Source organism: Cupriavidus sp. CPT47-8839-RL05A (genome assembly GCF_058792255.1).
The window spans coordinates 47,246-67,564 of sequence record NZ_JBYTEG010000026.1 but is presented as its reverse complement, the minus strand read 5'-3'; the positions used below and the strand labels follow the sequence as shown (position 1 = coordinate 67,564).

Sequence of the window (20,319 nt, the reverse complement as noted above, 5' to 3'; positions counted from 1 at the left end):
GACGGTTCTGGCACCACGGATCGGCACGGTTTCTTCAGTCATGCTTGTCCATGTGGGCCACGCAGTATTCGTGGGCACGCTTGAGCTCCAGCCCGATCAGCCGCGCCGACACCCCGAAGCGCACCGCCGCCTCCTGGTTCGACAATTCCTCGACGCGCACCGCCAGGAAGATCGCACGCCGCCGCGGCGGCATCCTTTCGATCAGGCTCGCCAGCGCCTCGACCTCGCCGCGTGCCGCGACCGTCTGGGCGGGGCCAGGCGCGGGATCGACGATCTCCGTCATCAGGGATTCGAGCTCGTCCGCACTCATGTAGCGGCGGTCGCGCTGCAGCCGGTCCAGGGCCAGGTTGGTGGCCATGCGCATCAGGTAGGCCGCGGGGCTGGCGACCGGGCCGTTGGCATCGTTGCGGTCTTCCAGGTGGACCCAGGTGTCGTGCAGCGCGTCGCTGGCCAGCTCCGCCGAGCCCAGGCGCCAGGTCAGGCGCCGCTTGAGGTCGTCGTAGCGTTGGGTAAGCAGCTCGCGCAGGCTGGAACGGATGCTCTCGCTCATCGGCTGTCCCGCTGCGCTTCGCAGGGCGAGGCGCAGGCCTGGCCCTGCTCGCACTGCACCGGCCGCACCAGCAGCACGAACGGTTTTTCGGGCTCGGCCGGCGCGCGGCCGATGTCGACCTGGCGCACGGCCTGCACGATCGCGGCATCGCGGCCGCGGTCGCCGGTGGTGTCGAGCAGGCGCGCGCGCCGCACGCGGCCGGCGCCATCGATGTGCACGGCAAGCGCCAGCCGGTAGGTGCCCAGCGCCAGCGCCGGGCGCGCGCATAGCGCCTGGCGGACATGCGCCTGGACCAGGCCGTCGTAGGGCCGACGCGCGGACGGCTCGCCCTGCGCATCGGACGACGCCGGTTCCTCGCCGGAAGGCACCAGCACGAAGGCGTCACCGGCGGCGGCCCGGGCCGCAAGCCCCGTGCCCTGCAGCAGGCGGTGCAGCGCCTGCTCGGGCGTCAGCGTGCCATGCACGGCGTGCGAGGTGCGGCCTTCGGCCAGCTCGGATGGATAGAAGACAGACATATTGGTCTGCGCGTCGTAACGCGAAAGCGCCGCCTTCAACGGTTGGGCTGGCAGGTCAAAGGCCATCTCCGCAGCGGCCCTGGCCACGCCTGGCCACGCCAGGCTCGTTGCGAGCGCGATGGCCGCGGCGCAGCCTGTCAGTGCGCGCGCACCGGTGGAGGCAGCCAGACATGCCATGGAGATCGGATGACCTGTTCATAGGGGTGCGTGCCGGTCCGGCGCAGGCGTTGGGTCCGCCCGGATCCTTCGATGCGGCCGGCGGTGTGGCCGGCGCGATATCGACTGGGATCGTAAAGACCCCGTATGACGTTGGGATTACAGAGCAAAAAGGAGGACAGCGCGCCCCCGGAACACCATTTCCTTCCGCGCCGCCCTCGAAGCCGTGCGCCGGCCTGGCCGCTGCCGCGGTCAGGCCTCGGCGACGGCGGCGGAGCCGGCCGAGGCGGCGGGCTGCAGCCCGTCGGCCCCTTCCGGCGCTTCCGGCCGGTAGTTGCGCAGATGCAGGAAGAACTGGCCCATCATCTGCGTCCACAGCTGCAGCGATACCGACAGGTATTCCGCGCTGACGCCGCCGGTCACCATCACATCCATCTCCAGCACGATGAAATCGCCGTGTGCGGCAACGCGGGCAAAGCGCCGGCTGCGATGCCATTCGGCCAGCAGCGCTTCGGGCAAGGTTCCGCCCTCGACCCGCAGCGGGCAGCTCAGCGTGAAGTCCAGGTACTGGCCCGGCGCCAGCCGGTTGCCCCACAGCACCTGGAAGCCGATGCCGTGGCTGGCGCTATGCAGGCGCGCAACGCCTTCCTCTTCGATGATGTTGACGGCGCAGCCGGCCGCGCGGATGGCCTGGGCCACCTGCTCGGCATTGACGGCGGCAAGCAGGGCCGGTGCGGCAGCTGCGGTGGCTTCGGCGGCAACGGAAACGGATTCGGTCATGGCAATTCCTTGAAAGCAAAACGTGGTGCGGCAAGGCAAGTCGTCTTGCCGCGATTCATGTCACAGGCGCGGCGCGGCGGTGCCGGCTTCGGCCTTGGGCTCGGCCGCGGCCTTTGCCGGGGCAGCATCCGTCTGCGGCGCGGCGGACTCGCCGGTGCTGCGCGCGTCGAAGCGGCCCTGGTAGAGCTTGTCGCCGTACTCCTGCGCGATCTGCTCGTAGCGCACGCGGCTCTGCGCCGCGAACGGCTGGCGCGCGGCCAGCACGGTGCCCAGGTCCACGGTTTCGTAGGCACGCAGGATGTCCTGGCCGACCGCGTAGAGCTGGGCGTTGGCCGCCTCGCAACGCGACAGCGCGGTCTGCCGCGCGGTGGCCTCGGCCGCCAGGCGCTGGCGTTCGGCTTCCAGCCCGCGCGCCATGCGCAGCAGCTCGTCGTAGGCGCCGCGGTACTGCGCGATCTGGCTGCCGGCCTTCTCCGCCACGGCCTGGCTGTGCTGCTGGGCCTGGCGGGCGCTGCCGGCCAGCCTGTCGCGCGCGTCGCGCTCGGCGGCAAGCTGGGCGCGCGCGGCGTCGAGCTCTTTCCTGAGCGTCCCGGCATCGCCGCCGCCCGCGCCGCCGCGGGAGGACTGGCCCGCCTTCAGCGTCGCCAGCTCGCTCTGCGCCTGCTGCAGCTGCGTGGTGGTGATGCGCAGCTGGTTGCGCAGGCGTTCTTCCATGCTCTGGCCCTGCTGGGCATGGGCGGCGCCCGCCGCCAGCGCCAGCAGCAGCGCCACGGCCTTCATGCGGCAAAGGAGCGTTGTGGACACGGCATCCTCCTCAGAAGCGCGCATTGACTTCGACCTGCAGGGTATCGATCGACAGCGGCGGGCCGAAGACTTCCTTGGTCGAGATCCAGCGGCCGGTCACCCAGGCATTCTTGTCGAAGGCATAGGAGCCGCCCAGGTAATAGCCACGGGCATTGGTGCCGCCCTGGTGGAAGGTCGGGTCGTTGTAGCCGTCGGGCATCGCATCGGGCTCGATGCGCTTGTAGCCGGCCAGCACGTTCCAGTCGCCGCGCGCCGCCGGGCTGGGCTTGCCGAAGGTGGCCTGGAACATATAGGCGTTGCCGCCGCTGCGGAAGTCCGCGCGCGTGGTGCCGCCGCTGCCGCCGAAGTTGTTGACGATGCCGCCGTTGGCGCGCGCCCACATCTCGTCTTCGTTGTAGGCCAGGTTGCGGATGTAGTTGGCGTCAAGGCGCAGGCCGTAGCCGGCCACCTTGGTATCCCAGCGCAGGTTCAGGTCGATCAGCTGGAACTCCGAGGCCAGGCCCACGTACTGCGGCTGCGGGGTATTGGCCGGATCGAGCGGGTTGAGCGCGATACTGCGCAACAGCATCAGGGTGTTGCCCTTCTGCATGAAGGCCGGGCGGGTCCAGTCGGTGCTGCAGCCGTCGGCGCCGGCGTACAGCGCACAGGGCTCGGAGACCTTGCCGCTGACATTGCGGAAATCGTAGTAGGCCAGCGCGCCGCGCAGGCGGTTGTCGGTGTTCACCTTCCAGCTGGCGCCGAACTGGGCGCCGAGCAGCCACTTGTTCTCGCTCTTCATCTTCTCCTGGCTATGCTTGGGCGTGCTGTCGGCCGAGTACTCCAGCGGGATGAAGCCAAGCGTGCCGAACAGCGACACATCCTTGTCGGGAATCGCCTTGTCGAACTGCGCCGCGATCCCGTCGAAGTTCAGGTCGTTCGAAAAAAGCGTGTCGCTCGAGACGAAGGGATTGCCGAAACGGCCGCCGGTCAGGTTCACCCACTCCGCGGGCCGGTACGACAGCCAGCCCTGGTCCAGCCACACATCCTTCTTGGCCAACCCGCCGCCCAGTGTCTGGTTGGTCGAGACCGGGCTGTCGTCGTTGCCGGTGGCGATGCGCACGCCGGCCTTGACGCTGTCCGAGATGTCGGCCAGCACGCCCAGGCGGGCGCGCGCACGCCACTGGTTGGTGCGGTTCTGGCGGGTATTGAGCAGCGGCGGCAGCGTCAGGTTGGTGTTCGGGTTGACATCGAAACCATTGCCGTCGTTGATGGCAGCCCAGTCGATCTGGATGTCGCTGTTGTTGCCCGAGTAGAAGCGCGATTCGTTGCGCACGCGCACATCACCCTCGATATGGATGCGCTTGGTCCATTCCGGCGTCTCGTTGGGCGCGGCCCAGCCTTCGGCCTTGGCCTGGGCCATGACCTCGCCCTTGACCTCGTCGCGGATCTGGTCGCGCACGGTCTCGGGGATATAGGGCACGCGCACGTCGCCCGCAGCGGCGCGCGCGGCACCGGCAGTGGCCGCACCGGTTGCGGCACCAGCAGCGCCCGCGGCGGGCGCCGCCGCCACGCGCTGCGCCTGCTGCGCAGCCATGGCTTCAGTCTGCGCCTGGGCCAGCAGGGCCTCGCCGGTGTTCTTGTCGAGCGCGCCGCTCTGGATCAGGCCGCGGATCAGCTTGACCATGGCACTTTCGGCCGGCGCCGCGGCTTGCGCATGGGTGGCACCCGCGGCGCCGAGCAGCACGGCTGCCACGGCGGCGGCCAGCACGCTGGCGCGGCCCGCATGGCGATGGGGATGGACAAAGTGGTTCATCAGACTTGCTCCGAGAAACCCCGACCTTCAGTGCGGGGCGTGAAAGGAGTGCTGCCGGCAGCAAGCAATCCCAATTTAGAATGACCGGCATGCTTCTCGTCCATCGCTACCGGGTGAAGTCGCTGAACGGCCTGCTCAATCAGCAGAGCCGCGCGGTGAACTACGTCTGGAACTTCTGCAATGACACACAGAAGCACGCGCTCAAATGGGGCAAGAGGTGGCCCACGGGTTTCGATCTGAACGTGTTGACCACCGGCAGCAGCAAGGAACTCCGTATCCATTCCGGCACCGTCAACGCGGTTTGTGAGCAGTACGCCAAGTCGCGTAGCCTGCATCGCCGGCCGTACCTGCGCTATCGCGGCCGCAAGTCCCTCGGCTGGGTGCCCCTCAAGGGGCGAGATCTCAAGCGTTCTGGCGATGCGTTCCGCTTTGCCGGCAATACATTTCGCGTTTTCAGTTCCCGCCCCCTTCCAGACGGCAAGATCATGGACGGCACCAATTTCTCCCGCGACGCGCGAGGCAACTGGTTCCTGAACATCGTGATTGAAGTTGCCGACACCCAGGCCCGCTCCCCGGCATGCGGCGTCGGCATCGATCTCGGCTTGAAGCACCTTGCGACACTCTCTACTGGTGAGAAGATCGAGAATCCGCGTCACTTTGGCCAACTCGAGCAAGCCCTTGCCAAGGCGCAGCGTGCGCGCAAGAAACGACAGGCCACGAACCTCCACGCGCGCATCAAAAATGCACGGCGTGACTTCCTGCACAAGCTCTCGCATCGCATCGTGCGGGACTTCGACTACATTGCGGTGGGTAATGTGAATGCCGCCGGCCTTGCCAGAACCAGCATGGCAAAGTCCGTCCTCGATGCGGGCTGGTCGTCCTTCCGCACAATGCTCGCGTACAAGGCGATTGCGCATGGCGCGTGGTACGAGGAAGTCGACGAACGTTTCACCACCCAGGTCTGCTCTTCGTGCGACGCGATGCCGCCGGAGAGGCCGAAAGGTATCGCAGACCTCGGAATAAGGCAGTGGGTATGCAGTGAATGCGGTGCTGTACATGATCGCGATGTGAACGCTGCGCTAAATATCCTTGCCCGATCGGGACATCGATCGCCTGCAGAGGGAATCTCCTCCCTTTAGGGAGGGGAGGATGTCAACGGTTCGTTCTGAAATCTGTTGGGATGAAGAGAAACGTCGGGCCGGCGCATGGCCAGGCTTTCAGGACATTCATGGCCGCCGGCCCTTGATCGACATGCGCATCGGGAAGCGCAGCGATGCCGGTGGCCGCTCGTCGGCGCGGAAATCGCGCACCATGGCAAGCACCGCCTGATCGGTTGTGGCATTGCCCGAGCTGCCCGCCAGTTCGACCCGGGTGACGCGGCCCTCCGCGTCCAGCCAGAGCTCGATGCGGAGGTCGTCGAAGGCCAGCTGGCGGGTGCGCTGGTCACGCACAAAGGCTTGCTGCAAGGCACTCGAGACATAGGCGGAATAAGACCGGCTGCCCAGCCCGCCGCCACCGCCGGTCATGCCGCCACCACCGCCGGCACGGATGCCGAAGGCATCGGTGCCGGCCTCGGCGGCGCCGTCGATGGTGACCGGGTCGCCCAGGTCCTGCGAGGGGCTGGGCGGGCTGTCGTCCTGCGGCGCTTCGGCCGGCTCCGCGGGCTTGGGCTCGGGCTCGACCACTTCGGGCTTCACCGGCTCGGGCTCGGGCAGCTTCTCCGGCTCGGGCGGCGGCGGCGGCGGAGGCGGCAGCACCAGCGTGGGCGTGGCGGGTGCCTCGCGCCGGGTGGCTGCCGTATCCGACAGCAGGTACCAGACCAGCGAGGCCAGCGCGGCGAACACCAGCGCGCCGGTCAGGAGCCCGCCCCAGCGCCGCCACAGCGCGGCGGCGCGCTGCGCGGGCACGGGCATGGGTTCGCGATGGTTCACGGCTGCGCTCCCTTATGCCGGCTTGCCGGTCACCAGACCGATCTGGTTCAGCTCGATCCGCCGCAGCAGGTCGAGCACCTCCACCACCTTGGCGTACTGCACCGAGGCATCGCCGCGCACGATCACCGGGAAATCCGGCGACAGCGCCTTCTCGGTGCGCAGGCGCTCCTCCAGCTCGGCCAGCGTGACCGGGTAGGCGTCCAGGAACACCTGCCCCGCGTTATCGATGGTGATGGCCTTGGTCTTGGGCTTTTCCAGCGCGACCGAGGCGCTGGCCTTGGGCAGGTCTACCTTGATGCCGGGGATGCTGGCGTTGCTGGTGAGGATGAAGATCACCAGCACCACCAGCAGCACGTCGACAAAGGGCGTGATATTGATGCCGCCCGTGCGCTTCCTGACGCCGAACCTGGTTGCGTTTGCCATGATTGCCGGCCCCGCTCAGGCGCGCTGCAGGACCGGGGCGCGCCGGCCCTCGCCCTGCTCTTCAGCCAGCCGCGTGGCGAACTCGTCCACGAACACGGCCATGTCGGCGCCGATGGCGTCCGAGCGCGAGGCCAGCCAGTTGTAGCCGAACAGCGCCGGAATCGCGACGCCCAGGCCCGCGGCGGTACACAAGAGCGCCGCCGCCATGCCCGGCGCGACCGAGTTGATGTCCACCGCGCCGGCCATGGCCGCCACCACGAACACCAGCATGATGCCGATCACGGTGCCGAACAGGCCCACATAGGGCGCGCCTTCGATGGTGGTGGACAGCCAGTTCATGCGGCTGGCCATGCGCTCGTTCTCGCGCACCATGACGCCGTCCATGGACGCGCGGATGGCGCTGATGGTGGCATCGGTGACCGCGTTCAGGTCGTAGCCAAGCTGGTGCCGGCGGTGCAGCTCGTCCACCGCGACTTCATACAGGCGCCACAGCGACGAATGCTCGCGGACCTCGGCCGGCACCCGGTTGGTCTTGGCCAGGTGGTCCAGCGACACCCCGGAGGCCTCGCGGAAATGCTCCATGAAGGCGGCATTGGCGCGCGAGACCGCGCCGAAGTTGCGGCCCTTGCCGATCATGATGGCCCACGACAGCGCCATCATGATGCCCAGCACGCCCACCACGATCCAGGCGTCCAGCGGCATGGCGGCGAGGATATAGCCGAAATGGCTCTTGCCCGCCTGCTGCTCGTCCGGACCGAACACCACCAGGCGCGAATCGGCGCCCTGCGAGACGGCGTCGGCCAGCAGCAGCGCCGCCGGGCGCGCCACCTTCGACACCCGCACTTCGTCGACGGCACCGGTGAAGGCGCCCTGCCCCGCGCTGTCCGCGCCGATGAAGGCGGGGCTGTTCATGGCGGGCAGCGCCGCCTCCAGCGAGGACGCGGCGCGGCCGGCCACGAACAGGGTCACGGTCTTGCCGTCGGCGTTGAGCGCCAGGTGCGACCACTGCCCGGCCTGCACCGGCTGGCCCGGATTGCTGCGCCGGCCATTGACCTGCACGAAGGGAACGCCCTGGTCGATGCCGACCAGCAGCTCGCCGGCGCCGTCGCGGCGGGCATAGACCAACTGCTGCGGACCGAGCTGGTCAGGCCGCACCCATGCGGAAAACGCCAACGGTGCGCCCGCCTGCAGCGCCAGCGAAGGCGAGGCCGGCAGTGCCAGCGCGGCGACGCCAAGCTGCGCGCCCTTGCCGATCACGGTGCCGTCCAGCGACGTCACCGCGGTCTGGCTGTGGTTGCCATAGGCGGTGGTGTCGCGCGCCGGCGCATTGCCTTCGGCAAAGTGGTAGACCAGCGTGAAGTCCGGATCGAAACTGCGCTGGCCGTTGCCGGATGCAGGCGCCTTGGGATTGCCGTAGTACATCCACAGCTGCTGCTTGGCGCCCGCCGAGACCGCGGGCACATCCACCCATACCAGCGCGATGCCCAGCAGCGGATCGAACTGCTCGATCTGGTGGTTCAGCACGGTCTTGTCGTCGCCGGCGACAAAGCGCAGGTCGGCGCCGGTCTCGCTCACGCCCTCGAAGCTGAAGTTGCCGGTATGCAGGCGCAGCAGCACCGGGGTGCGGCCGGCATCGCCGCCGATGGCGCCGCCCTGCGGGCCGGCATCGATGGTGACGGGCTTGCGGTAAGCCCAGTCAGGCTGCCACCAGGCCTGGGCCAGGCCCGGCAGGAGCATGCTCGCCAGCGCGAGCAGCAGCAGAAGGGAACGTCGCATGACAATGGTTCTCCGTTGGCTTGTATCGGAATGCAAGGTGGTGAGGCGTGGCGCGCGGCCGCGGCCGTGGTCGTCAATAGGTCAATAGCTCGCGGTCACGCTGAAATTCAGGCGCGGGTCGTGCCGCTCGGTGCGCTGTCCGTCCTTGAGCGGGTAGCCCAGGTCGAGCCGGCCGCTGACGCGCCGCGCCAGCCGGAAGCTCGTGCCCAGACCCACCGAGGCCAGCGAGAAGCGGCTGTCCTGCTCGGGCAGCGGCTCGCGCAGGCGCACCTGGCCGGCGTCGACGAAGGCATAGACGCGCCAGTCCTCGACCACGCCGCCGAAGAAGTCCAGCGGCGGCGAGCGCAGCTCCACCGAGCCCACCACGCCGTAGTCGCCGGTGCTTTCCGCCGACAGGTAGCCGCGCACGGAATTCATGCCGCCGGCCGCGATCTGCTCGCTCGACACCAGCGGCGAATCGGTGATCTGCGCGGCCAGGCGCCAGGCGAGCTGCGCGTTGCCCTTGAAGTTGTAGGTGCCGCTGGTATCGCCCTTGAGCAGCAGGAAGCTGGGCGAGGCCTTGTAGCGCTTGTAGTCGAACTGTTCCCAGTTGCTGCCATAGCCCAGGAAGCTGCGCGTGCCGGCGACCAGCGCGGCGTTGATGCCCAGCTGGCCGCGCTCGGTCTGGGTGAAGCCCGCATAGGCAAGCGTGATCGGCGCGTACTTGAGCGGCACGGTGTCGCCGGCATTGCCCAGGCGCGTGACCTCTTCGTTGTCCTTGAAGTCCACGCCCAGGCTCAGCGTATGCCACCATGCCCCGGTGTCCGGCACGGTATAGGTGCCGCGCAGGCCGACGGCGTGGCCCTTGCCCAGCACGCTGGTGCCGTTCACCGTGGCCACGTTGCTGTCGGAAAGATAGCCCGACGCCTCCACGCTCCAGTTGCTGCCGCGGATCGGCGCCACATAGGAGCCGGACCACACCTGGGTCTGGTTCAAATCCTGTGGCGCGCCGAAGAAGCTCACTGAGGCGCTATGGCCCAGCTGCCAGAGGTTGTCGTGGCCCAGCGAGGCGAAGGCGCGCAGCTCCTTCGTATCAGCGCTGTAGTCGTTGTTCAGGCCAACGCTGGCGCGCCACGGACTGCTGTCGTCGACCTTCAGGTCGACGTCCATGGTGCCCGGCATCGCGCCCTGCCGCACCAGCGGCACCACCTGGCGCTTGGCACTGCGGTTCAACGCGGTCAGCTCTGTCTGCGCCTGCGTGAAATCAGGCACCACGCCTTCCGCCAGCGCCGGCACCTGCTCGCGCACCTCCAGCGGCGAGTTGTACTCGGCACCGACCACGCGCACCCGGCCCACGCGGGTCTCGCTGACCTGCAGGATCACGATGCCGTCGGTGACCTGCTGTTCCGGCAGGTCGACGTAGACCGATTGGTAGCCCTTGGCCTGGTAGACCGCCAGCAGCGCATCGCGGGCGCCCTCGATATCCTTCATGGTGCGGGCCGGGCCCAGGAACGGCGTGACCGCCCGCTCGATCGAACGGACATCCAGCACCGTATTGCCGCGCACGATGTACTCGTTCACGTTGACGCGCCGCTCGGCTTCGGCGGCCTGCGCGCTTGCCGGCGCCTCGGCCGCGTGCTCCGCTGCCGCCTGCTGCGCCGCCGCCGTCCCCAGGGTTCCCAGTCCAATCACTGCCAGCCACACCGCCCGCCAGCACGAAGGCGGGCCGCTCTTCTTCACGTCATGCATTGGATTGACTCAAGCTTCTTGTTCGAATCGATTGCCGCCGCGCCCCTGCCGCAACGCCCTGACCAAGGGCACGGCAGGCGCGCATCCGATCGCAGGACATGATGGCGTGCCCTCATGTCAGCATTGCGCACGGTGCCTAGACGGACGGCACTGGCGCCGCCTGTCGTTTGTCACAAAAGATTCATCGAAGAAGAAAGAGGGAGGCGCGGGGACGGCGAGTCAACGGCAAATCCCTGCGCGAGGATGGTTCCCGCTGCCGCAGCATGCTGGCTATACTGCAGCGGCTTCGCCAGCGCCCTGCCTGGCGGCCAACGAAGGAGGGATCGGATGCGGACCTGGCTGACGCTATGCGCCGTAGCGGCGCTTGGACTGGTCGACATCGCACCCGCCGCCGCTGCGGGACCCGGGCCCTGCGTCGAAGTCGAGGTCAACGGCGAGCGCGCGCCTTCGTTCCCGTGCCTGACGCAGAAGCTGCAGCCTGCCAACGCAGGCAGGCCGGCACGGCCTGACAGCGGACTGGCGGCCGAGGCGATCGCGCAGCGGCCCTCGAACCAGCTCGGCCTTTACAACCACGCGGCCACCAGCCATCGCATGGGCAACACCTTCGGCACGTCGGTCTATCCGCAGCGCCCGGCCAGTCCGGCGCCGGCGGCGCCGGTCATTCCGCGCGCGCAGCCTTGAGTGGTTGGCGGCAACGGCGGCACAGCACGCCTTAGCGGCCCATGCGCGCGTCGTAGCTGCGCGAGATGCGCTCGAGCAGACGCGGATCCGACGGGTCGGTGCCGTCGAACTGCACCCGCACCGTGCCGTCGGCCTGGCGGCGCACGCTGGCCCTCACCGGCAGGTTGTTGCGGGTTCCTTCCACCGTCCCGGCCACGGCATCCTCGGTGCTGATCGCCACGCCCTGGTCGCGCATGGCGCCGGCGGCCGCGGCAAAGGCGCGGTCGTAGCGGCTGGGCTGCAGCCCCGGGTAGGTGGTCGGGACCACCTCGGCGGGGTAAGGGTAGGGATAGCATGCCGTCAGCACCGGCACTGCGGCGAACACGGCAACGCCCGCCAGGAGCCCGAGCCCATGCTTCATGGCGTCACCTTGCTCCAGCCAGGGCCGGGATCGAAGGTCTTGGTCGCCGCGGCCTTGCCGGCGCTGTCGGTGCCCAGGTCGCGTTCATAGACCTGGCCATCGTGGCTGACCATGAAGCTCTTCACGCCGGTATCGCCATACCGCACCGGCCAGGCCAGCACGGCGAAGCCGCCGAACAGCTTGCCATTGACGACATAGTTGTACGCGCCGCCGGGTGCGTTGGGGCCCTGGGCCGTCAGCAGCTTGTAGTGATAGCCGTAATAGCCGCCCTGCCCCGGATTGCGCTTGCCGGCCGTCAGGAATGCGGCCCCGAGCGGGCTGGGCGGTGCGCCATCCGATGTCGGCCAGTACAGCCCGTCCTGCTTGCCCGGCGTACTCGCAAGCTTGCCTGCGTAGGCCAGCAGGCCGTCGCCGTCATGGTCGGTCCGGGCGTATTCGCGCTGGGCGTCGTAGATCGCCAGCATGGTCTGGATCACCGAGAGTTCATTGCGGCCGATGCGGCGTATGCGCATCTCGTCGACCCCGGCACGCGTATCGAACTGCCAGCCCTTCGATGTCTTCACCAGCGGCACTGGCAGGGTCCAGCCGTCATTGCCTACGGCGATGCGGGCATGGCTGTCGCCCTCTGGCTTGACCGCATGCGAGATCCGCCAGGCCTCGAGAAAGCGGTATCGGATGTCGGCGCCGACTGGCGGGATCAGGTCGTGGAATTTGGCGCCCAGCAGCACCTTCATGGCATCGTCGTCGCTGGCGGCGACTGCCTCGCCAAAGGCGTTCATGGCGGCCTCGGGGGTTTTGAAGGGCTTCTGCGCGTGCGCGGCGTGCATGCCGGCAACGGTCAGCGCGAGCGCAAGCGCCACCGCGCAGGCCGGGCGGCCAGGCAGGGATCGGGCAAGGCTTAGTGGTGACGTCATGATCGAGACTCCCTGGTCCGCTAGCGCCTGCCACCGCGTCCGCCACCGCCACGGCCGCCGCCGAAGCCGCCGCCACCACGGCCCCCGCCGCCGCTGAAGCCGCCGCCTGCGCGGCCTCCGGCCGATTGCATGCTGGCGCGTCCGCGATCAAAGTCGCGCTGCGACGCCGCGCCGCCGCCCACGCCCTGGAAGGCGTTGTCCCGCCCGCCACCGCCGCCGCGGTCGGCTACGGTGGTGGCCCGTTCACCGCCGCCCCGCGACCGGTCGGCGGCCCCCGCGCGGTCCGATGCACCGGCCCGGTCAGATACGCCGCCTCGATCGGAGACTCCGGCCCGGTCAGAGACCCCGGCCCGATCACCGCCCCGTTCGCCAGCGAGATCACCGGCCCGGTCTCCCGCCCGGTCTCCGGCCCGATCCCCGGCACCCGGCCGGTCCTGCCCGCCTGCCCGGTCGCGCGCCGCGCGGTCGGACACGCCGGCACCGCCCTCGCGGCCGCGGAACTCATTGCGCCGGTCCCCGCCTGGCACATCGCGCGAGAATTTCTCGCGGGTGGCATTGTCGCGGTAGGCCACGCCCTGGCGGTGACTGGCGTCGTGCTGCCAGCGCCCGCCCGCCTGTACCTTGGTGCGGTCGAAGTTGCGGTCGATATTGGTGGCCCGGTTGACATTGATGTTCACGTCGCCGCCGCCCCAGTTGCAGTTGCCGAAGATCGCCCCGGCGGCGGCCAGCCCGATGCCCCAGGCAAAGCCCGTGGCCAGCGCGGCGCCCGGGTAGTAGGCGGGATAAGGCGGCCAGTAGTACGGCGGGTAGGACGGATAACCCCAGGAACCGTAGACCACGGTGGGGTTGTAGGCCGGGACGTAGATGACCTGCGGGTCGGCCGGTTCGATGCGCACCACGGTCTGCACGCCCGGCGCCGCCGTGGTCGCGGGCTCGACAATGACCTTCTGCTGTTCGGTGGTCTTGAGGTTGCCGGATTGCTGGGCCTTGTTGCGCAGCCGCTGGACCGCGGCCAGCACGTCTTTCTCCTGAGCCAGGAAGGCATCGCCCAGCTTCTGCGTCCAGTCGAGCTTGTCGTTCATCGGCTCAAGCACCTGCGGGAAGGCCACCAGCGACTTCACGCTGACATCCCAGGGCTGGTCGGCCACGGCCTTGACCGCGGCGTCGCCCTTGACCTTGGGATTGGCCTTGACCCAGCGTGCCGCGTGCACGATCTCCAGCGGATAGGTGGAGGCCATCAGCACCTGCGACAACACGGAATCGGGATAGAGCGCGATCGGTGCGACCAGCGCCTCTAGCTCTTCGGGCTTGAAGGTGGGTGGCGGGTTCTGTAAGTCTTGGGCAGCGGCGCCGCCCGCTCCCGCTACCAGCGCGACCAACAGCCATGCGCAGCCGGACCTGAGCAGCCGCCTGACCAGAAAGGCCATGTTCCCTCCTCGCAGCCGGTGACGGAACCATCCGAGGCGTACTGGGGCAGCGCGCCGGGCTGGAGGATGTTCTCCAGCCGCGCGCCATTGCCAGCCGGCATACGGAGCGGATATTGCTCCATACGCGCTACGAAGGTAGTACGGAAGACATTGAAATTCAACCGAATTCCGGTCGCCGCCCGGCAAGGGTTGCGACAGGAAAACGGACCGGCATGAGGATTTCCCCCGATTTTGTTCCTATCGTAGAAACGAGCCGCCAGCGCGCATGCAAGCGGTACGCCCAGGTTTGAAGGTGCATGACCGGACCCTCAAGGCACCGGTACGTCAGTGGAGGAAGATCATGGCCAAGCGAAAAGGAAAGCGCCACGGCGACAACGGGAGCCAGGCGGAGCCGCCGCGCGAACCAGGCCCGGCTGAACGCCTCGATGAAAATCCGGACCAGCAGCAGCGCGAGCGCATGTCGGAGAAGGAATACCAGAAGGCGCTCTTCACCCTTCATGTCGAGCTGGTCAAACTTCAGCAATGGGTGCAGGCCAGCGGCAGCAAGGTCTGCGTGGTGTTCGAAGGGCGCGACGGTGCCGGCAAGGGCGGCGCCATCAAGGCCATCACGGAACGCGTCAGCCCGCGCATTTTCCGCGTGATCGCCCTGCCCGCTCCGACCGACCGCGAAAAGAGCCAGATGTACGTGCAGCGCTACCTGCCGCACCTGCCCGCCGCGGGAGAAATCGTCATCTTCGACCGGAGCTGGTACAACCGCGCCGGCGTCGAACGCGTGATGGGATTCTGCTCCGAAGCGCAGGCCGACGAGTTTCTGCGCGCCGTCCCACTGGTCGAACGCGCCATCGTGCATTCCGGCATCATCCTGATCAAGTACTGGCTCGAGGTCAGCCCGGAGGAGCAGACCCGCCGCCTGCAGGGACGCATCAAGGACGGCCGCAAGCTCTGGAAGCTCACTGACATGGACTTGCGTTCGTACAGCCGCTGGTACGACTATTCACGCGCGCGCGACGCCATGTTTGCCGCATCCGATACCGACTATGCCCCATGGCATGTGGCCAATTCCAATGACAAGCGCCGGGCGCGCCTGAACATCATCACGCACCTGCTGGCACAGATCCCGTACCAGGCGATCGAACGCAAGCCAGTCAAGCTGCCTGCCAGGCAGAAGGCGGGTGGATACCGGGAGCCCGACTATCCCTATCGGTACGTCGAAGAGCGGTACTAGCTACTTCGGCAGCTTGCGCGACCTCCAGTTGCCGTCCTTCTCCTTGCAGTACCACCCGGTCCAGGCTTCGGTTTCGCCGGCCCGGCGGAATTCACTGCGCAGTTGCCGGCAGCGGTCGCCGTGGTCGCGCCGGGACTGCAATGGCGTGAAGGAACCTTCGACCTGCCGCTCGCGCGTGTCGGGCGGCAGCCTGAACGTCATGCGGGCGCCGTCGGCGCCCTGCTCCAGGGTCCTGCGGAAGACAGCCGTCAACGCCGTGAGCTGGTCCTGGGTAAGCGTGCCGACGATGGTGCCGCCCAGGTAGTGGTCAAAATAGGCAACGGCCGGCCCCGCCGACATTGCACCCGCCAGCATTGCGGCACTGCATGCCAGCGCGTGCAGGATCGTGTATCGCCTGCTCATCTTGCCTCCTCCGCCATGGCACGCCCCCAATCGGGCAAGCGCGGAAGCACCGGATCCACATGCCCGCCAGCCGCGGCAGCGGCCTATTCGAAGCGCTCGGTCAGCACCATCGCGTCCACCTTGCGCTGCTTCCAGAACAGGTGGTTGATGCGCGGCTGCAGCAGCCGCAGCGCGGCCCCATCGACCGAATTGAAATGCAGCGACACCGCCGGGCGGGTGCCGTCTCCCGGAACGCGTTCGATCTCATCGCAGGCCGGGAAGCCGTAGCGACCGATGAACTCCTGGATTTCCTCGTCGGTTGTCGCCGTATCGATATTCACAAGCATCAGCACACTCATTGACGTCTCCTGAAGTCTCGGGATGCCAGACAGCCCGGTTCCGATGCGGCCATGAATCCGCGGACCCATCTCCCCTTCCTATCTTTAAGCCAGGCCGGATCGGAAGGCAAACTTTGATTCCCGATAAGGAGTCCAGGGCAGATTCCGTCACCTGCGGCGGATTCGATCCGGCTGGCGCCGGACCGCGCCGACGCTAGCGCCCTGCCGCGCGGTAGCGCATCGCGAATTGCCACCCCAGTTCGGCCAGCGGCACCGCCTTCCTGCCTGTCTCCACGGCATCTGCCGCGGCGGCGTTGCCGCTCCTGGCACGCTGCCCGATGCCGTGCATGATCGCCGCGAGCCGGAAGAAGTTGTAGGCAAGGTAAAAGTCCCAGTGCTCGAGCGCGTGCGTGCCGTTGGTCTCGCCGTACCAGCGCAGGTAGGTTGCCTCGTCGGGAATGCCCAGCGCCTGCAGGTCGAGCACGCCGATGACGCGGGGCTCGGTGGGATCGCCGGCGACAGGCGGTCGTACGAGACGTACTGGTTGCACCACATGGTGTCACCGCCGGTGGGGATGGTGACCGCCGACAGGATCGAGATCTTCGGCGGCACCTCGGTATAGATCGAGTCGGAATGCCAGGCCTCGGTCGAGGCGGTTTCCTTCGGGATCCTGGTGACCTGAGCCAGTTCCGGGAACTCGGTCAGGCCCCTGAGCAGCGGGTTGCCCTGCACCGGCTTGCCCCAGCGCCGGGCGAACGCGACCTGTGCAGCCGGCTGTAGCTGCTGGCCGCGGAACACCAGCACGCCATGCTCCAGGAATGCCCGGTGCAGGATCTCGAAGCTGGCATCGTCGAGCGGCTGGTTCAGGTCGACACCGGTCACGGCTGCGGCCACGGAGCCGGTCAGCGGCTTGATCTGGATTGTCATTCATCATGTCTCCTCTTATCTATCGCTTCTCTGTGGAATCAGTCGACCAGCAACACGATCTTGCCGACGTGCTGGTCTTGCTTCATGTACGCATGCGCGGCGTCGATGTCGGTCATGGCAAAGGTCCGGTCGATCGGCAGCCGCACGCGGCCCGCGCGCAAAAAAGGGCAGCATGTCGCACGCGCAGGCCTGGATGCATTCCAGCCGCTCCTGTTCCGTGCGGGTGCGGAAGATCACGCCGATCAGCTGCAGGCGCTTGAGCCAGAGCTGCGCCAGGTCGATCTGGGCGGTCGCCGAGCCCAGCCGCGCGATATTCACCAGGCGGCCCTTGACCGCGAGGCTCTTCATGTTGGCCTCGAACACCGGGCCGCCGACGGTATCGATGATGATGTCGACGCCCTTGTTGTCGGTGGCCTGCAAGACCGCCTCGACCTGGTCGTCCCGCGAGGCATCGATGCCGACATCCACGCCGAACTGGCTGATCTTGTCCAGCTTGGCCGCCGAGCGCGAGGACGCGATCACGGGCCTGGCGCCCATCAGCGGGGCTGATGGCAAGCTCGCCGTACATGCTGGTGGTCAACCCGTCCGTGGGCGGCTCGGTCAAGGAACTGGTGGCACGGGCCAAGGCGGAGCCCGGCAAGCTCAGCTATGCCTCGCCCGGCCCGGGCACCCAGCAGAACGTGATCAGCGAGGTGTTCAAGGAAACCGCGCATATCAACGTCGTGCACGCGCCGTACAAGGGCGGACCCCAGGCGCTGACCGACATGGTGAGCGGCCATATCCACATGATGTTCCACGGCGTGCCGGCGGTGATGCCGTTCGTCAAGGGCGGCCAGCTCAAGGGCATCGCCGTGGCCGGCAAGCAGCGGCTGCCGTTGTTCCCCGATGTGCCGACCATGGCGGAAGCAGGCTTTCCGGGCATCGAGGCCAGCGAATGGTATGGCCTGGTCGCGCCTGCCGGCACGCCCAGGGAGATCGTTGCGCTGCTGAGCAAGGAAATCGACAAGGCGCTGAATGCGCCAGGTGTGCGCCAGCAGCTTGCCAGCAAGGGCTATGAGCCAGCCAGCCAGAGTTCTCCGGACCAGTTTGCGACATTCATGGCGGCAGAGCTGAAGAAATGGGCGCTCGCCATCAAGCAGACCGGGTTCCGGCTGGAGTAGCCGGCGCGCGGCGCAACCAGCCTGGACCGTAACGGTTCAGGCTGGCTTGCCGACGTAATCATCCACCGCACTGCCCACCGTGGGGTGGAAGTTCTTGTCGCCAATCGCCTCCATCAGCTCGAAGCGCTTGAGCTTGTCGCGCACCGGGTCCTTCATCTCGGCAAAATGCAGCGCGATGCCGCGCTCGCGCAGGATGCCGCTCAGTTCACGCAGCATGTCGGCCGAGGTGACGTCGACGCTGGTCACCGGTTCGGCCGCCACCACCACCCTGCGCACGGGTGTCGGCGATTCGTCGATCGCTTCCATCAGGCGCGCCTGGAACAGCTCGGCATTGGCGAAGAACAGCGGCGCATCCCAGCGGAACAGCAGCAGCCCGTCGATGCGCTCGGCATCCGGGTAGCGCTTGGTGTCGTGGTAGCCGCGCAGGCCCTCGACACGGCCGAGCACGGCATAGTGCGGCCGCCAGCCGTCCCACAGGAATTCGATCACTGCAAGGACCACCGCCAGGATGATCCCCGGGATCGCCCCGAACACGGCGACCGCGGCAAAGCAGACCATCGACAGCCAGAACTCCCACTGCTGGATGCGGTAGATGCGCTTCAGGTCCGCGAACTCGAACAGGCCGATCGCCGCTGCGATCACGACCGCAGCCAGCGCGCTGTTGGGCAGGTACTGCAGCAGGTTGGGCGCGAACATCAGCAGCACCGCCACGGCCAGCGCGCCGACCACACCGGTGAGCTGGGTCTTCGCGCCCGCGGCTTCGGCCACCGGCGTGCGCGATGCGCTGCTGCTGATCGGAAAGCCCTGGAAGAATCCCGCAGCCAGGTTGGCGGCGCCCAGGCCGACCATCTCCTGGTTCGGGTCGACGCGGGTGTTGGTGCGCGCGGCAAAGGTGCGCGACAGCACGCTGGTATCGGCGAACGAGATCAGCGCGACAGCAATGCTTCCCAGCAGGATCGCAACCAGGTCCGCGCCACTGACCCAGGGTACGACAAAGCCCGGCAGCCCTTGCGGGGTCTTGCCCAGCACTTTCACCCCGTGCTGGTCGAGATCGAACATGCTGACGGCCAGCGTCGCGACGATCACGGCAATCAGGATGCCGGGCACGCGCTCGAAGCGCTTCAGCAACAGGATCAGCACCAGGCTGCCCGCGCCGACCGCAAAGCTGTACCAGTTGGTCTCGCCGGCCAGGATCGCCTGGCCGAGGCTGACCATCTCCCGCAGCGGGCCGGCGTCTTCGATCGAGATGGCGAACAGCTTGGGCAACTGGCTGACCAGCACCGTGAGCGCGATCCCGTTCATATAGCCGTAGCGGATCGGCTTGGACAGCAATTCGGTAATGAATCCCAGCCGCAACAGCCCCATCACGATGCAGACCACGCCCGACACGATCGCCATCATGCTGGCCACCATGACCGCTCGCCCCGGATCGCCACCGGAGACCTGCAACACCACCGCCAGGATTGGCGCCGCCAGCGCCGAATCCGGCCCCAGCACGAGGATCCGGCTCGGGCCAAGCAGGGCATACACCAGCAGCGGGACCATGGTGGCGTAGAGCCCGTAGACACCGGGCACGCCGGAAGCCTCGGCGTAGGCGATGCCGACCGGCACCAGCATGGTCGTGAGCACCAGACCGGCGGCGAGGTCTTTCGGCAGCCAGGCCGGCTGATAGTTCTTCAACACCAGCAGTCCCGGGAGCCAGCGCAACCATCCGGGTGCCTTGTCGACTTCGCGCTGCGCGGCGGGGGTCAGGTTCTGGGGCTGCATGGGTCGGGTTCTGCCCTGGGCAGGCAAGGAGTATGCATCGACTATAGGAGGTCGCGCTTCGACAAATGTGCGTCGAAGCAAAGAAAAAAAGGATTTTGGATTGCGCTGGCGGCGCCAGGCCGAGGCCCCCGCGAGCCGCTCCGATGCTGCATCGCAACACCTCCTCGTGCTGCCATGCTGCCTGCGCAGGTCTCCGCGCTGTCGACAACCATCAGTTTCTGACAATCCCGCGACGGGCACATATGATGGTTGTCTGGCGGGCATGCCCCGTTTATCCATCACCGGGGAGAGAACGATGCCGATATCCAAGAGATGCCTGGTAGCCGGCCTGGTGGCACTGGGCTGCGCCTCGGCGGCGCTGGCGCAGCGCGCATCGACCGAGGGTGCCGCGAGCGCCATATCGGATGCCGTTCAGGGCGGGACCAATCCCTATCGCCCCCCGTCGGCCGCCACCCAGGATCCCGAAGAGGCCGCACGCGCGAAGTGCGAGGAGCTGAAGGAGCAGTACAACGCCACATCAAAAAGGCGTTCGTACCATTCCGCCCCGGGCACGCAGAACGCGCAGGGCCGGACCATCCCCAAGATCGAACGCGACAAGACGCGCAAGCAACTGCAGCAGGCGTACCGCGACAATTGCACGTAGC

20 protein-coding genes and 3 pseudogenes are annotated in these 20,319 nt (G+C 67.7%); 5 read left to right on the top strand and 18 right to left on the bottom strand.

Annotation, left to right across the window (positions count from 1 at the left end):
• Positions 1 to 34 precede the first annotated feature (34 nt).
• From AC3WVS_RS26825 to AC3WVS_RS26805, 5 genes are all read right to left on the bottom strand, one after another.
• A complete protein-coding gene (locus AC3WVS_RS26825; RefSeq protein WP_492321027.1) occupies positions 35 to 550 on the bottom strand; it encodes an RNA polymerase sigma factor in 516 nt (171 codons plus the stop codon).
• Positions 547 to 1,065 carry an STN domain-containing protein gene (locus tag AC3WVS_RS26820; protein WP_492321026.1) on the bottom strand — a complete coding sequence of 173 codons (519 nt, stop codon included), beginning with the start codon at positions 1,063 to 1,065 and terminating at the stop codon, positions 547 to 549. The genes AC3WVS_RS26825 and AC3WVS_RS26820 overlap by 4 nt, the downstream gene beginning before the upstream one ends.
• A gap of 408 nt (positions 1,066 to 1,473) precedes the next feature.
• Complete coding sequence (locus AC3WVS_RS26815) at positions 1,474 to 2,001, bottom strand: YbjN domain-containing protein (RefSeq protein ID WP_492321025.1); 528 nt, start codon at positions 1,999 to 2,001, stop codon at positions 1,474 to 1,476.
• Between the two features lie 60 nt (positions 2,002 to 2,061).
• Entirely contained in the window at positions 2,062 to 2,805 is a 744-nt protein-coding gene (locus AC3WVS_RS26810) for a hypothetical protein (RefSeq protein ID WP_492321024.1), read from the bottom strand.
• A gap of 10 nt (positions 2,806 to 2,815) precedes the next feature.
• Positions 2,816 to 4,597, bottom strand: a complete 1,782-nt coding sequence (locus tag AC3WVS_RS26805) for a putative porin (RefSeq protein ID WP_492321023.1) — start codon at positions 4,595 to 4,597, stop codon at positions 2,816 to 2,818.
• An 89-nt stretch (positions 4,598 to 4,686) separates the two neighbouring features.
• Here AC3WVS_RS26805 and AC3WVS_RS26800 point away from each other — a divergent pair, with 89 nt between their 5' ends.
• Positions 4,687 to 5,736 (top strand): RNA-guided endonuclease InsQ/TnpB family protein, encoded by a 1,050-nt coding sequence (locus tag AC3WVS_RS26800; protein WP_492321053.1) that lies wholly within the window; start codon positions 4,687 to 4,689, stop codon positions 5,734 to 5,736.
• A gap of 87 nt (positions 5,737 to 5,823) precedes the next feature.
• Here the strand turns inward: AC3WVS_RS26800 and AC3WVS_RS26795 are convergent, their stop codons facing one another.
• The 4 genes from AC3WVS_RS26795 to AC3WVS_RS26780 all read right to left on the bottom strand — a co-directional run bounded on the left by AC3WVS_RS26795 (position 5,824) and on the right by AC3WVS_RS26780 (position 10,455).
• Complete coding sequence (locus AC3WVS_RS26795; protein WP_492321022.1) at positions 5,824 to 6,528, bottom strand: energy transducer TonB family protein; 705 nt, start codon at positions 6,526 to 6,528, stop codon at positions 5,824 to 5,826.
• 12 nt (positions 6,529 to 6,540) lie between these two features.
• Complete coding sequence (locus AC3WVS_RS26790; RefSeq protein ID WP_316149055.1) at positions 6,541 to 6,951, bottom strand: ExbD/TolR family protein; 411 nt, start codon at positions 6,949 to 6,951, stop codon at positions 6,541 to 6,543.
• Between the two features lie 15 nt (positions 6,952 to 6,966).
• Positions 6,967 to 8,727, bottom strand: coding sequence for a DUF2341 domain-containing protein (locus AC3WVS_RS26785; protein WP_492321021.1), 1,761 nt, complete (start codon positions 8,725 to 8,727; stop codon positions 6,967 to 6,969).
• A gap of 81 nt (positions 8,728 to 8,808) precedes the next feature.
• Positions 8,809 to 10,455, bottom strand: coding sequence for a ShlB/FhaC/HecB family hemolysin secretion/activation protein (locus AC3WVS_RS26780; RefSeq protein WP_492321020.1), 1,647 nt, complete (start codon positions 10,453 to 10,455; stop codon positions 8,809 to 8,811).
• Between the two features lie 327 nt (positions 10,456 to 10,782).
• Between AC3WVS_RS26780 and AC3WVS_RS26775 the strand changes: the two genes are divergently transcribed.
• The gene (locus AC3WVS_RS26775) at positions 10,783 to 11,136 is read left to right on the top strand and encodes a hypothetical protein (protein WP_492321019.1); all 354 of its coding nucleotides are present in this window, start codon (positions 10,783 to 10,785) and stop codon (positions 11,134 to 11,136) included.
• A gap of 31 nt (positions 11,137 to 11,167) precedes the next feature.
• Here the strand turns inward: AC3WVS_RS26775 and AC3WVS_RS26770 are convergent, their stop codons facing one another.
• From AC3WVS_RS26770 to AC3WVS_RS26760, 3 genes are read right to left on the bottom strand one after another with little or no spacing between them, the layout of a single operon-like run.
• Positions 11,168 to 11,536 carry a hypothetical protein gene (locus AC3WVS_RS26770; protein WP_018315177.1) on the bottom strand — a complete coding sequence of 123 codons (369 nt, stop codon included), beginning with the start codon at positions 11,534 to 11,536 and terminating at the stop codon, positions 11,168 to 11,170.
• The gene (locus AC3WVS_RS26765) at positions 11,533 to 12,450 is read right to left on the bottom strand and encodes a DUF2950 domain-containing protein (protein WP_492321018.1); all 918 of its coding nucleotides are present in this window, start codon (positions 12,448 to 12,450) and stop codon (positions 11,533 to 11,535) included. Before AC3WVS_RS26765 ends, AC3WVS_RS26770 begins: the two co-directional genes overlap by 4 nt.
• 20 nt (positions 12,451 to 12,470) lie before the next feature.
• Positions 12,471 to 13,877: a DUF3300 domain-containing protein gene (locus AC3WVS_RS26760; RefSeq protein WP_492321017.1), complete on the bottom strand. Its 1,407-nt coding sequence runs from the start codon at positions 13,875 to 13,877 to the stop codon at positions 12,471 to 12,473.
• Between the two features lie 340 nt (positions 13,878 to 14,217).
• On the opposite strand from AC3WVS_RS26760, the gene ppk2 reads away from it, so the two are divergent.
• Complete coding sequence (gene ppk2 / locus AC3WVS_RS26755; protein WP_492321016.1) at positions 14,218 to 15,102, top strand: polyphosphate kinase 2; 885 nt, start codon at positions 14,218 to 14,220, stop codon at positions 15,100 to 15,102.
• Here ppk2 and AC3WVS_RS26750 read toward each other — a convergent pair whose 3' ends face one another.
• The 5 genes and pseudogenes from AC3WVS_RS26750 to AC3WVS_RS26730 all read right to left on the bottom strand — a co-directional run.
• The gene (locus AC3WVS_RS26750; protein ID WP_492321015.1) at positions 15,103 to 15,504 is read right to left on the bottom strand and encodes a hypothetical protein; all 402 of its coding nucleotides are present in this window, start codon (positions 15,502 to 15,504) and stop codon (positions 15,103 to 15,105) included.
• A gap of 83 nt (positions 15,505 to 15,587) precedes the next feature.
• Positions 15,588 to 15,842 (bottom strand): hypothetical protein, encoded by a 255-nt coding sequence (locus AC3WVS_RS26745; RefSeq protein WP_010808930.1) that lies wholly within the window; start codon positions 15,840 to 15,842, stop codon positions 15,588 to 15,590.
• 193 nt (positions 15,843 to 16,035) lie between these two features.
• Positions 16,036 to 16,317 (bottom strand): annotated as a pseudogene (locus tag AC3WVS_RS26740) (phosphotransferase family protein); the annotation flags it as partial.
• A 10-nt stretch (positions 16,318 to 16,327) separates the two neighbouring features.
• Positions 16,328 to 16,748 (bottom strand): annotated as a pseudogene (locus AC3WVS_RS26735) (TauD/TfdA dioxygenase family protein); the annotation flags it as partial.
• 38 nt (positions 16,749 to 16,786) lie between these two features.
• Positions 16,787 to 17,294: pseudogene (locus AC3WVS_RS26730) on the bottom strand (zinc-binding dehydrogenase); the annotation flags it as partial.
• A 2-nt stretch (positions 17,295 to 17,296) separates the two neighbouring features.
• Here AC3WVS_RS26730 and AC3WVS_RS26725 point away from each other — a divergent pair.
• Positions 17,297 to 17,908, top strand: a complete 612-nt coding sequence (locus AC3WVS_RS26725; RefSeq protein WP_492321014.1) for a tripartite tricarboxylate transporter substrate-binding protein — start codon at positions 17,297 to 17,299, stop codon at positions 17,906 to 17,908.
• A gap of 36 nt (positions 17,909 to 17,944) precedes the next feature.
• Here AC3WVS_RS26725 and AC3WVS_RS26720 read toward each other — a convergent pair whose 3' ends face one another.
• Positions 17,945 to 19,675 (bottom strand): SulP family inorganic anion transporter, encoded by a 1,731-nt coding sequence (locus AC3WVS_RS26720; RefSeq protein WP_492321013.1) that lies wholly within the window; start codon positions 19,673 to 19,675, stop codon positions 17,945 to 17,947.
• A 295-nt stretch (positions 19,676 to 19,970) separates the two neighbouring features.
• On the opposite strand from AC3WVS_RS26720, the gene AC3WVS_RS26715 reads away from it, so the two are divergent.
• The gene (locus AC3WVS_RS26715) at positions 19,971 to 20,318 is read left to right on the top strand and encodes a hypothetical protein (protein ID WP_010808933.1); all 348 of its coding nucleotides are present in this window, start codon (positions 19,971 to 19,973) and stop codon (positions 20,316 to 20,318) included.
• Position 20,319 lies beyond the last annotated feature (1 nt).

What these genes read in the sequence shown, in the direction of transcription:
- AC3WVS_RS26825 (WP_492321027.1), bottom strand. Translation starts at nt 550, where the DNA reads ATGAGCGAGAGCATCCGTTCCAGCCTGCGCGAGCTGCTTACCCAACGC.
- AC3WVS_RS26820 (WP_492321026.1), bottom strand. Translation starts at nt 1,065, where the DNA reads ATGTCTGTCTTCTATCCATCCGAGCTGGCCGAAGGCCGCACCTCGCAC.
- AC3WVS_RS26815 (WP_492321025.1), bottom strand. Translation starts at nt 2,001, where the DNA reads ATGACCGAATCCGTTTCCGTTGCCGCCGAAGCCACCGCAGCTGCCGCA.
- AC3WVS_RS26805 (WP_492321023.1), bottom strand. Translation starts at nt 4,597, where the DNA reads ATGAACCACTTTGTCCATCCCCATCGCCATGCGGGCCGCGCCAGCGTG.
- AC3WVS_RS26800 (WP_492321053.1), top strand. Translation starts at nt 4,687, where the DNA reads ATGCTTCTCGTCCATCGCTACCGGGTGAAGTCGCTGAACGGCCTGCTC.
- AC3WVS_RS26790 (WP_316149055.1), bottom strand. Translation starts at nt 6,951, where the DNA reads ATGGCAAACGCAACCAGGTTCGGCGTCAGGAAGCGCACGGGCGGCATC.
- AC3WVS_RS26785 (WP_492321021.1), bottom strand. Translation starts at nt 8,727, where the DNA reads ATGCGACGTTCCCTTCTGCTGCTGCTCGCGCTGGCGAGCATGCTCCTG.
- AC3WVS_RS26780 (WP_492321020.1), bottom strand. Translation starts at nt 10,455, where the DNA reads ATGCATGACGTGAAGAAGAGCGGCCCGCCTTCGTGCTGGCGGGCGGTG.
- AC3WVS_RS26775 (WP_492321019.1), top strand. Translation starts at nt 10,783, where the DNA reads ATGCGGACCTGGCTGACGCTATGCGCCGTAGCGGCGCTTGGACTGGTC.
- AC3WVS_RS26770 (WP_018315177.1), bottom strand. Translation starts at nt 11,536, where the DNA reads ATGAAGCATGGGCTCGGGCTCCTGGCGGGCGTTGCCGTGTTCGCCGCA.
- AC3WVS_RS26765 (WP_492321018.1), bottom strand. Translation starts at nt 12,450, where the DNA reads ATGACGTCACCACTAAGCCTTGCCCGATCCCTGCCTGGCCGCCCGGCC.
- AC3WVS_RS26760 (WP_492321017.1), bottom strand. Translation starts at nt 13,877, where the DNA reads ATGGCCTTTCTGGTCAGGCGGCTGCTCAGGTCCGGCTGCGCATGGCTG.
- ppk2 (WP_492321016.1), top strand. Translation starts at nt 14,218, where the DNA reads ATGGCCAAGCGAAAAGGAAAGCGCCACGGCGACAACGGGAGCCAGGCG.
- AC3WVS_RS26750 (WP_492321015.1), bottom strand. Translation starts at nt 15,504, where the DNA reads ATGAGCAGGCGATACACGATCCTGCACGCGCTGGCATGCAGTGCCGCA.
- AC3WVS_RS26745 (WP_010808930.1), bottom strand. Translation starts at nt 15,842, where the DNA reads ATGAGTGTGCTGATGCTTGTGAATATCGATACGGCGACAACCGACGAG.
- AC3WVS_RS26725 (WP_492321014.1), top strand. Translation starts at nt 17,297, where the DNA reads ATGGCAAGCTCGCCGTACATGCTGGTGGTCAACCCGTCCGTGGGCGGC.
- AC3WVS_RS26720 (WP_492321013.1), bottom strand. Translation starts at nt 19,675, where the DNA reads ATGCAGCCCCAGAACCTGACCCCCGCCGCGCAGCGCGAAGTCGACAAG.
- AC3WVS_RS26715 (WP_010808933.1), top strand. Translation starts at nt 19,971, where the DNA reads ATGCCGATATCCAAGAGATGCCTGGTAGCCGGCCTGGTGGCACTGGGC.